This is a genomic window from Bradyrhizobium sp. STM 3843, from assembly GCF_000239815.1.
Lineage (GTDB): Bacteria > Pseudomonadota > Alphaproteobacteria > Rhizobiales > Xanthobacteraceae > Bradyrhizobium.
This window is the reverse complement of sequence record NZ_CAFK01000087.1, coordinates 1-8,038: the sequence shown is the minus strand read 5'-3', so window position 1 is coordinate 8,038 and position 8,038 is coordinate 1. Positions and strand designations below refer to the sequence as shown.

The window sequence follows — 8,038 nt, the reverse complement described above, 5'->3', positions numbered from 1 at the left end:
GGGTTACAGCATGCGCGCCGCAATATCCATTCTCCTGCTCCGGACAACAAGTCCAAGCGAGACATCACTCCGTCACCGGCCGGTCCGAGATCTGCCAATCGGCGCCGTCGAAGATCGAGATGTAGAGCGTCTTCATCGGCGTGTAGTCGTCCGGCTGATAACTGTAGGTCACGCCATCGAGAAAATACGGCGAGTGGAAGCCGGCCAGGGTCGAGGCCTGCTTGAGCACGTTCTCGCGCGTCAGCGTATCGCCGCAGCGGCGCAGGATCTCGGCCATGGTCGCCGCCTGGCCGTAGCCGGCATAGGCGATGGAATTGTCGGGATCGATGCTGGGCAGATATTTCGCCCGCAACGCCTCGAAGCCCTTCACCTCCGGATCGTCCTTCCAGCGCGGCACGCCGGCGTCCTTGGCGTAGCGGATGGCAACAATATCCTTCGCGTTCTCGAATCCTGCGGCGTTCAGAATAGAGCGTCCGGTCGATCCGGCTGACAGCAGCTGCAGCGGCTCCCAGCCGAGCTCCGCGGCCTTGCGGATCGATTGCGACGACGCCTTGCCGGTGCTGATATTGTAGAAGACATCAGCGCCCGACTTCGACAGGTTGACGAGCTGCGAGTCGATAGTGGGGTCGGTGAGATCATAGGTCTGCTCCATGATCACCTGGGCCTTGCCGCCGGCGTCCGCCAGCACCTTCTTGAACGGGCCTAAGAAGTCGCGGCCGAAATCGTCATTCTGATAGAGAATGCCGATCTTGGCTTCCGGCTTCACGCTGATCACGTGCTTGGCGAGGATGCGCGCTTCGGTCGGATAGAGCGGCAGGCCGGCCATGGTCCATTTGTAGTTCTTCGGATCATTCCACTTCGACGCGCCGGTGTTGAGCAGAAGCTGCGGCACGCCCTTGGAATTGAGGTATTTGTGCACGGCAGTCTGCGGGGCGGTGCCGAGCGATCCATACAGCGCCAGCACCTCCTCCTGCTCGACCAGCCGCCGCGTCGCCTCGACGCATTTCGGCGCGCTGTAGGCATCATCCATGGTGAGAAACTTGATCTTGCGGCCGTTGATGCCGCCCTGCTCGTTCAGCATCTGGAAATAAGCTTCGCCGATGCGGCCCAGCACGCCATAGAGCGAGCCGGGACCGGAATGCGGTATTGTCTGCCCGAGCTTGATCTCGATATCGCTGGCACCCGCATCATATTTCTTCTCGGCGGCCCAGATATAGGGCGAGCTCATCGTCGCAGCGCCAGCAGTGGCAAGCGCGGTGGCGCAGAACCGGCGCCGCGTCGGATGATTTTCCATTTGTTGTGTCCTCCCTGAACGCCATCATTTTTTGGCATCAGAGGACATGCGGCAAGCGTGAAGTTGCCACAGCGGAAGAGAGTGCGGTGCAATTCGCACCGATCTAGCGTGTCAACTCAAGTTTTCGCGGCAATGACGACGAGACCGCGTACCGGCACCTGATCCTCGGTGCGCGGGCTGGCCGGCTCGAGATGGGAAAGCGTCAATGCCGCTGACGCGATCGCATGGCCAATATATTCCGCGCTATGGGCATACCGCAGCCCCTCGCCTATGACGATGCCGTTGCCGTCGTGCGTCTCCACGGTGAAAGCGACCAGACCGCCAGGTGTCAGCACGCGCTGCACTTCCTGCAGGACCGGCGCGAGCTCGCCGACATAGACCATCGCGTCCGCGGCGAGCACGAGATCGGCGCTCGCGTCCGGCTGCTTCTGCAAGGCAGCCGTCATGTCGTCGACCTCGAGCTCGGCATAGAGGCCGGTGGCGCGCGCCTGCTCGACCATGCCCGGCGATAGATCGACGCCGACGAACGCATCGACATTGTTGGCGAACGCGGCTGCGCCGAGCCCGGTGCCGCAGCCGAGATCGATCGCACGTTTGAAGACCGCCGGCCTGTTCTCGGCAGCGCGCAAGGCGAGCACCGCCTTCAACAGGATCGCCGGTGCGCGATAATGCAGGCGCTCGATCAGCTCCGCCTCGAAGCGAGGCGCGTATTGATCGAACAGGGACTGCACATAGGCCTTAGGCATATCAGTGAGCGGCGCAGCACCGAGCCGCATCAGCTGCACAGCGGCGCCGTGATGATCCCTGGGATCGGCGGCGCTGGCCTTCTGGAATGCCGCGATCGCCGCGCTGGCCTCGCCCATCGCGTCGCGGATCTCCCCCAATGCGAACCAGGCCGAAGCAAAATTCGGCGCAAGCTCGATGGCCTGCTCCAGCACCTCGGCTGCGGCAGCGAGATCGCCCTTCGCTTGCAGGTCACGGGCGAATTCATAGCGGCGGTCGGCGAGCAGATCGCCGGAGGACAGGAACAGGCGGCCAAGCATGGCGGGAACTGAGTTGAGGCAGTCTCGATTGGTGCGTCGAGGTTCCTATATATGATCGACATGCGCCCGCAAGACATCCTGACGCCCGTCCCGGCCGGCCTGTGCTGCAAGGTCGGCGGCTTCCATATCGATCCGGTCCGGCCCGTGGAGCGGGCGCTGATCACCCATGGCCATTCCGACCATGCCCGCGCCGGCCATGGCGCGGTGCTGGCCACGCAGGAGACGCTCGACATCATGCGGCTGCGCTACGGCGAGAATTTCGCCGGCGCGACACAGGCCGTGCGCTATGGCGAGACGATCAAGCTCGGCGATGTCAGCGTGAGCTTTCATCCCGCAGGCCATGTGCTGGGCTCGGCGCAGATCAAGGTGTCCTGCAAGGACACCTGCATCGTCGCCTCCGGCGACTACAAGGATGCGCGCGATCCGACCTGCGCACCATTCGAGCTTGTGCAATGCGACGTCTTCATCACCGAGGCCACGTTTGGCCTGCCGGTGTTCCGGCACGGTGACGCGGCTGCCGAAGTGAAGAAGCTGCTGGCGTCCGTCGCGCTGTTTCCGGAGCGCGCCCATCTGGTCGGCGCCTACTCACTTGGCAAAGCTCAACGCGTGATCGCGCTGATCCGCGAGGCGGGCTATGACGCGCCGATCTACCTGCACGGCGCGATGGAGAAGATCACGCACTACTATGGGGCGAAGGGTATTCCGCTCGGCGAGCTGCGCCCCGTGAAGGGCCGGAAGAAGGCCGAGCTTGCCGGCACGATCACCCTGGCGCCGCCCAGCGCGACCTCCGACCTCTGGACCCGCCGCTTCCCCGATCCGGTCACCGCCTTTGCCTCGGGCTGGATGCGGGTGCGCGCCCGCGCCCGGCAGCGCGGCGTCGAGCTGCCGCTGGTGATTTCCGACCACGCCGATTGGGACGGGCTGACCGCGACCATTGCGGCCACCGGCGCTGGCGAGGTCTGGGTCACCCACGGCCAGGAGGACGCGCTGGTGCATTGGTGCCGCTCGCAGGGGCTGGCGGCGCGGCCGCTCGATCTCGTCGGCTATGGCGATGAGGAGGAGAGCGAGGTTGTCGGCGCGGCGGAGGACGCGGACACATGAACCGTTTCGCCGAACTGCTCGACCGGCTGGCCTACGAGCCCGGGCGCAACAACAAGCTGCGCCTGATCACCTCCTATTTCCGCGAGGTCGAAGATCCCGATCGCGGCTACGCGCTGGCGGCGCTGACCGGCGCCCTGTCGTTCAAGCATGCGAAGCCTGCGCTGATCCGCGACCTGATCGCCGCGCGCACCGATCCGGTGCTGTTCGCGCTGTCCTACGATTACGTCGGCGATCTGTCAGAAACCGTCGCGCTGATGTGGCCGAAGAGCGGTGCTCACAATCAGCAGCGCGTTTCGGAGTACCCCCCTCCCCAGCCCTCTCAGCGCGAGCGAAGCTCGTCGCGGTCCACAAGGGGGGAGGGAACCGAGCTGCGTCCTGAGTTTGCATCTCGGACGATTTCGAGCACCGGGTCGACAAACATCCGTGAGGCCGCCATCACCGCTCTCTCCGTTCCCTCCCCCCTTGTGGAGGAGGGGCAGGGAGGGGGGTACTACACGGGCGGTCTCTCAGAAGCGCCTCCACCCGGCGAGCCCGGCAATCCGACCTCCCCCGCAAGCGGGAGAGGTGAGAACCCGCTCGCGCCGGGCCACAACAACCCGCCGCCTCCGACGCTCACCGAAGTCGTCACCACGCTGCGCACGCTCGGCAAGACCGACATGCCGCGACAGTTGGCGCGCTGGCTGGACGAGCTCGACGAGACCGGGCGCTGGGCACTGTTGAAGCTCGTCACCGGCGCGTTGCGGATCGGCATCTCCGCGCGGTTGGCCAAGACCGCGGCCGCGGCGCTCGGCGACAAGGACCCGCACGAGATCGAGCTGATCTGGCCTGGCCTCTCGCCCCCCTATCTCGATCTTTTCGCCTGGCTGGAAGGCCGCGGGCCCAAGCCGGAGAACCGCGACCCGGCACCGTTCCGCCCGGTGATGCTGGCGCATGCGGTCGAGGACGAGGATTTCGCGGCGATGGACGCCGCGGACTACATCGCCGAATGGAAGTGGGACGGCATCCGCGTCCAGGCGGTCAGCGGCCGCGATCCGCAGGGGCACATGGTGACGCGGCTCTATTCGCGCAGCGGCGAGGATATCACCGGCAGCTTCCCGGACCTGTTGCCGTCGCTGCATCTGCCCGGTGCGATCGACGGCGAATTGCTGGTGGTCCGCGGCGGCCGGGTGCAAAGCTTCAACGTGCTGCAGCAGCGGCTGAACCGCAAGACGGTCTCGCCCAAGCTGCTGAAAGAATATCCGATCCACCTGCGCGCCTACGACCTGCTCGGCGATGAAGAGAACGACCTGCGCGAGCTGCCCTTTGCCGAGCGCCGCGAGCGGCTGGAAGGCTTCGTCACGCGGCTCGACGATGTCCGAATAGATCTGTCGCCGACGATTCCCTTTGCGAGCTGGGACGAGCTCAAGGCGGCGCGGGCCAACCCAGCCGCAGCCGGCGCGGGCGAGGATGCCGAGGCCGTCGAAGGCGTGATGCTGAAGCGGCGCGATGCGCCCTATCTGCCGGGACGGCCGAAGGGCCAATGGTGGAAATGGAAGCACGATCCGCACATCATCGACGCCGTGCTGATGTATGCGCAGCGCGGCCATGGCAAGCGCTCGTCCTATTATTCCGACTACACCTTCGGCGTCTGGACCTCGGGCGACGGCGGCGAGCAGCTGGTGCCGATCGGCAAGGCCTATTTCGGCTTCACCGACGAGGAGCTGTTACAGATCGACCGCTTCGTCCGCCGCAACACGATCGAGAAATTCGGACCCGTACGCGAGGTCGTGCACGAGCCGAATCAGGGTCTGGTGCTGGAGGTAGCCTTCGAAGGGCTGCAGCGCTCGCCGCGGCACAAGAGCGGCATCGCGATGCGCTTTCCGCGCATCAACCGGCTGCGCTGGGACAAGCCGCCGGGCGAGGCCGACCGGCTGGAGACGCTGGAAAAGATGCTGAAGGCAGAAAACGCGCCGGCGCCACAATCTCACGCTGAAAGATCTCACATTAAAAGCCGGTAAGCCGCTTGCGGCGATCAGGCGGGTTCCCCACCTGCCACGCGTTGCCTATAATGCGGACAGCGCATTGGCGCCCCGAGGAGAGGATGGCATGTCCAACGACGTCAGGGATTATCCGGCCCGCAGCAGCCAGGACGGCCTCTCGCGCTTTCTCGGCGGTTCACCGCTGTCGGTGGCGTTCCGGCTGGTCCTGTTGTCGATCCTGGTCGGCGTGGTGCTGTCGGCGATCGGATTCGATCCGCTCAACATCCTCAACAGCATTCGCCTCCTGATCCGACGGCTCTATGAGCTCGGCTTCGACGCCATCAACTGGCTGTGGCGCTATTTCCTGCTCGGCGCGGTCATCGTGATCCCGATCTGGCTGCTGTCGCGGCTGTTTGCGCCGCGCGGTCGCTGAAGGACCGCGGCCGATGCGGCTTCGTTTTGTCGGCTGCGGCGATGCCTTCGGCTCCGGCGGCCGCTTCAACACCTGCTTTCATCTCACCGGCGACAGCACCAACCTGCTGATCGATTGCGGCGCCTCGTCGCTGCCGGCGCTGAAGCGGCTCGAGATCGCGCGCAACGACATCGCGCTCATTCTCATCACTCACTTCCACGGCGATCACTTCGCTGGCCTGCCCTTCTTCCTGCTGGACGCACAGTTCTCGCGCCGGACCAAACCGCTCGTCATTGCCGGCCCGGCGGGCATCGAGATGCGGCTGACACAGGTGATGGAAGCCCTGTTCGAGAATTCGTCCAAGACGCAACAGAAATTCGATCTGTCGGTCGTGAGTCTCGAACCCGAGCAGCCGGTTCGCTTCGGCGAGATCACCGTGACGCCCTATCCGGTCGTGCACGGCGAATCCGGCGGCCCCTTTCTCGGCTATCGGATCGAGGCCGAGGGTCGCGTCGTTACCTACAGCGCCGATACGGAGTGGACGGACACATTGGTTCCGCTCGCGCGAGAGGCCGATCTGTTCATTGCCGAAGCCTATACTTACGACAAGGTGGTCAAGAATCATCTCAGCTTGACCACGCTGCAGGCGCATCTCGACGACATCCGGCCCAAGCGCCTCGTCCTCACCCATATGGGCGAAGACATGCTGTCCCGTCTGGACGCGCTGTCTCACACGGCCGCGCATGACGGCATGAGCATCGACCTCTAGCGGCGCCGCGGAATCACCGATAAACGAGCGCTCGTGCCGGACGCAAGGGTCCGGCGAACGAACCAGCGAGCGTCCGTTGCATTCCCCGGGGACCATCCAGCCGAACGTGACGAGCCGCGAGGTGTTCGCCATCGCCGGTCCCGCGATGGTGGCGAACGTGACCACGCCGCTGATCGGCATCGTCGCGACATCGGCGATCGGCCGCCTCGGCGAAGCCAGCCTGCTCGGCGGCGTCGCCATGGCCTCGGTGATCTTCGACTGTCTATTCTGGCTGTTCGGCTTCCTGCGCCTGAGCACGCTCGCCTTCACTGCGCAGTCGCTCGGCGCTGGCGCGCGCGACGAGCTGCCGGTCGTTCTGGTGCGTGGCCTGCTCGTGGCCGCCGGTGTCGGCGCCATCCTGATCGCCTTGCAGCTGCCGCTCGGCACCCTCCTGTTCGATGCCATGGGCGGCAGCGACGCGGTCACCCGTGCCGGCCGGACCTATTTCACCGTCCGCATCTGGTCGTCGCCTCTGGCGCTTGCCAATTATGTCGTGCTCGGCTGGTTGGTCGGGCAGGCCCGCGCGCGGCTCGCACTCGCCGTGCAGATCGCGATCAACCTGATCAACATCGCCGCGACGCTGCTGCTGGTGCTGGTGTTGGACGCGGGGATCGCCGGCGCGGCGGTGGCCGCGGTGATCGCGGAGGCGGCTGGCCTCATCCTCGGCGTGGTGATCGCGCGACGACTGTTGCCGGGCGGCATCGTGGTGTCGCGACAGGTGCTGTTCGACCGCGATGGCGTCAAGCGGATGCTGGCGGTCAACCGCGACATCATGATCCGCACCGCGGCGCTGATCACGGTGTTCCTGTTCTTCAACGCGCAAGGCGCGCGCGCCGGAGACGTCACGCTGGCGGCGAACGCCGTGCTCAACAATTTCCTGCTGGTCAGCGCCTTCTTCCTCGACGGCCTTGCCAATGCGGCGGAGCAGCTCTGCGGCTACGCGGTCGGTGCCCGCAATCGTCGCGACTTCATCCGTGCCACGCAACTGATTCTGGCCTGGGGTGTCGGCTTTTCGCTGGTCGTCAGCACGACACTGGCCTTGTCCGGCTCCGCGCTGATCGACCTGATGACGGCGAGCCCCGCCGTGCGGCTCGCCGCCCGCGACTTCCTCGTTTTCGTGATCGTGTCGCCGCTGCCCGCCGTGTTCGCCTTTGCCTTCGACGGCATCTACATCGGCGCGACCTGGGCGCGCGACATGCGCAACCTGATGATGGCCTCGCTGTCGATCTTCCTCACCACGTGGTTTGCGCTGCGCAGCTTCGGCAACACCGGGCTGTGGATCGCCTTTCTCGCCCACTACGTCGCGCGTGGCGGCTTGCAGGGCCTGCGCTATCCGACGCTGTTGCGGCAGTCGTTCGGGAAGTAGGAAGGCGTTTAGGAAAAGAAACCCTCTCCCCTTGTGGGAGAGGGTGGTTTCGAACT

General features: G+C 65.3%; 7 protein-coding genes. 5 read left to right on the top strand and 2 right to left on the bottom strand.

Features of this window, described 5'->3' with window-relative positions:
* Nucleotides 1-64: 64 nt before the first annotated feature.
* Together BRAS3843_RS11985 and BRAS3843_RS11980 are read right to left on the bottom strand one after the other, a co-directional pair.
* Entirely contained in the window at nt 65-1,294 is a 1,230-nt protein-coding gene (locus BRAS3843_RS11985; protein WP_008969152.1) for an ABC transporter substrate-binding protein, read from the bottom strand.
* A 116-nt stretch (nt 1,295-1,410) separates the two neighbouring features.
* The gene (locus BRAS3843_RS11980) at nt 1,411-2,337 is read right to left on the bottom strand and encodes a methyltransferase domain-containing protein (protein ID WP_008969151.1); all 927 of its coding nucleotides are present in this window, start codon (nt 2,335-2,337) and stop codon (nt 1,411-1,413) included.
* 60 nt (nt 2,338-2,397) lie between these two features.
* On the opposite strand from BRAS3843_RS11980, the gene BRAS3843_RS11975 reads away from it, so the two are divergent.
* The 5 genes from BRAS3843_RS11975 to BRAS3843_RS11955 all read left to right on the top strand — a co-directional run bounded on the left by BRAS3843_RS11975 (nt 2,398) and on the right by BRAS3843_RS11955 (nt 7,982).
* Entirely contained in the window at nt 2,398-3,438 is a 1,041-nt protein-coding gene (locus tag BRAS3843_RS11975) for a ligase-associated DNA damage response exonuclease (protein ID WP_035981513.1), read from the top strand.
* Nucleotides 3,435-5,435: an ATP-dependent DNA ligase gene (locus BRAS3843_RS11970; protein WP_008969149.1), complete on the top strand. Its 2,001-nt coding sequence runs from the start codon at nt 3,435-3,437 to the stop codon at nt 5,433-5,435. Before BRAS3843_RS11975 ends, BRAS3843_RS11970 begins: the two co-directional genes overlap by 4 nt.
* Before the next feature lie 88 nt (nt 5,436-5,523).
* Nucleotides 5,524-5,829, top strand: a complete 306-nt coding sequence (locus BRAS3843_RS11965) for a DUF6460 domain-containing protein (RefSeq protein ID WP_008969148.1) — start codon at nt 5,524-5,526, stop codon at nt 5,827-5,829.
* A gap of 13 nt (nt 5,830-5,842) precedes the next feature.
* Nucleotides 5,843-6,577 (top strand): MBL fold metallo-hydrolase, encoded by a 735-nt coding sequence (locus BRAS3843_RS11960; RefSeq protein WP_008969147.1) that lies wholly within the window; start codon nt 5,843-5,845, stop codon nt 6,575-6,577.
* A gap of 76 nt (nt 6,578-6,653) precedes the next feature.
* Nucleotides 6,654-7,982: an MATE family efflux transporter gene (locus BRAS3843_RS11955; RefSeq protein ID WP_035981510.1), complete on the top strand. Its 1,329-nt coding sequence runs from the start codon at nt 6,654-6,656 to the stop codon at nt 7,980-7,982.
* The last annotated feature ends 56 nt before the right edge of the window (nt 7,983-8,038 follow it).